At 28.4% G+C, this 2327-nt stretch carries 3 protein-coding genes; 1 reads left to right on the forward strand and 2 read right to left on the reverse strand.

The window, feature by feature from the left end:
* Nucleotides 1–23: 23 nt before the first annotated feature.
* Together SPJ17_RS06205 and SPJ17_RS06210 are read right to left on the reverse strand one after the other, a co-directional pair.
* Entirely contained in the window at nucleotides 24–539 is a 516-nt protein-coding gene (locus SPJ17_RS06205; RefSeq protein WP_321093672.1) for a hypothetical protein, read from the reverse strand.
* Nucleotides 532–1944 (reverse strand): transposase, encoded by a 1413-nt coding sequence (locus SPJ17_RS06210; RefSeq protein ID WP_321093676.1) that lies wholly within the window; start codon nucleotides 1942–1944, stop codon nucleotides 532–534. The genes SPJ17_RS06205 and SPJ17_RS06210 overlap by 8 nt, the downstream gene beginning before the upstream one ends.
* A 198-nt stretch (nucleotides 1945–2142) precedes the next feature.
* Between SPJ17_RS06210 and SPJ17_RS06215 the strand changes: the two genes are divergently transcribed.
* The coding region (locus SPJ17_RS06215; protein ID WP_321093678.1) for a hypothetical protein at nucleotides 2143–2327 on the forward strand (185 nt) is incomplete at its 3' end.

Consider the following 2327-nt stretch of genomic DNA (forward strand, 5'->3'; position numbering starts at 1 on the left):
GATAATATATTTAGTTAGAAGTATTATTTCTTTTTCTTTTTATTGTAAATATCGATTGGTACAAATTTAGGTTTGTCACAATGAGGACAGTAGCTTATAGGATAAGGACCGCTATCCCAACATTCTTCAATAATGTCATAGGGTGCTTCCTCTTCAAAGTCGCATTTAAGACATTTCATAATGACAGTTTCTTCGTAAGAATCTTTATCAAGTTCATCTATAAAAAATTGTCGATCTTCAATTGGAATTAATTCTAATGTTTTTTCAATATTAATTATTGGCATTGACCCAATCGGAGTTAGAAGCTCTCTAAGTCTATCAGCTTCCTCCTTATCATCATTCATCTCAGCTTCAAATATTTTTTGAGATATTACTTCGTCGTGTTCAATTTCTTCATCCGTCATTTCATGATATCCTTCAGGATAAATATATATTGGTTCTATTTGTGTAGCTTTATCAAAATTATATTCAAATAAAGCATCCTCAAATTTTTCCTCATCAGAAAGATAGCGTTTAATTGTATTAAAGCTTTTAGGCATATAATTCACCATCCTCATCATAATCATAAAATGATAATTGTTTTGGAACACCTTTTTTGTTAGGGGAGAATGACATTTCAGGGCAAAATTTCATATAGTGACCACAAGTACAAAGAAGAGGTTCATAATTATAAGTCAGTTTCATTTTTTTATTCCAATTGATGTTTGATTTCATTTTGTTTAATTCCATAGTAGTATAAAGCTTTTTAAGCTTAGATAAATCTTGATTTGTATGTTTAGCATAAAAACCGCAATATCGAATATTATGGAATCCTTTATTAGGGATGTGTCTAACAAGTTTTTTCATAAAAACAAATACACTTTCCGTTATTTCTTGTCTGCCTAATCGATTAGGATCATCCTCATCTAATAAATCATCCTCATGAGGATCATAGAAATATGTTATAGTAGCGTTAGTATAATCAACTTTTAATATTCTAGATTCAGCAATTGCAGGATGAGAAGCATATCTAGCAATATAACTTGTTAATTTTTTTATAGATACTCTATTATTATTTTTATTTTTAAGCTTAGGCCCATGAGCATAATATCCATCTGGATATCTCTTTTCTAATGATTTAGTTAATTTGTAGAATTTGTCATATTCATCCTTCGTTTTATTCTTTTTCATATAAATATACATTTTATTATGAAGAGAATACATAAATGATTTTCTTAATCTTTCATATGGAAAGAAGTAGTATTTATGAAATATATCATTTTTATCCATATATCCTTCGCAAATAAGAGCATGGATGTGAGGATTCCATTTTAAATCACGTCCATATGTATGGAGAAATAGCATATAACCAAATTGTCTGTGTTCTCGTTTAGCAATTGGAGAATCTAATAAAAGATTAAAAGCTTCATTTACAGCTTCAAATAATATATCAAGTAGATTATCTCTATCATCAGGTTCAATAAAGTATTTTCTTAATTCTTTGGCAATTGAAAAAACAAATTGCCTATGAGGCTTACTTATTACAGTTTTAGATATTGATAGAGCACGCTCTTCTCTATATCTATTACCACAAGAAGAACAAAATCTAGAATTACAAGATAATCCTATGTTAACAAGGTTTTTACAATTAGGACATTCATATGTTAAGTACCCCTTTGAAAAATCTTTACAATGAATCATGGCATCTACATTATCTTTTATTGCGGGTCTAATTAATCCTAAAGGATTATAATAATCGTAGAACATATCCCAGTATTCAGAAAAAAGTTCTCTTATAGTTACTTTACCTTTCAATTCTCTAACACAAGGTAAGTTGTTTATAGCATTAAAAGCATTTTGATACACTCTTTCACCATTTCTAGCAGCTTCTAATAAAATATTTCTAAAATATTCAGTTCTAACACAATAATCTAGTGATAAAAAGTCTTTAGTAACATTGATCATAAATAAACACCAATGATATTATAATGGAATATTACTAAAAGAAAAAGAGGCCATTAGGCCTCATAGGTGAAAAATAAATTTATTTAGTTTTCACTTTTGTTCTCCCTAAGTTTTCACTTTTTTCTTCCCTTAGTATTTCCATTATTTGATATTCAGGTTATAATTAAATAAATAAAGTGTAGAAAGAAGATGAATAAAATGTCAGTAATTCTAAACCAAGGCTTGAAGCCTTATCAAGAGGCAATTACTCATGAAATAGGTTCATTAAAAACTATAGTAAACCTATGCCCATCTGCGTCTAATATTATAGTAGAAATCCCTCTTTTTAAGACATTAGGCGTAAGTGTTATGTCCCCTTCTTTAATCTATAATTATCAATTAAG

Origin of the sequence: Anaeroplasma sp. (genome assembly GCF_034179385.1) — a bacterium.
In the GTDB taxonomy this organism is placed as follows: domain Bacteria; phylum Bacillota_I; class Bacilli_A; order Acholeplasmatales; family Anaeroplasmataceae; genus Anaeroplasma.

Bases quoted from the DNA above. Each gene is read 5' to 3' on its own strand.
- SPJ17_RS06205 (WP_321093672.1), bottom strand. From the start codon at position 539: ATGCCTAAAAGCTTTAATACAATTAAACGCTATCTTTCTGATGAGGAA.
- SPJ17_RS06210 (WP_321093676.1), bottom strand. From the start codon at position 1,944: ATGATCAATGTTACTAAAGACTTTTTATCACTAGATTATTGTGTTAGA.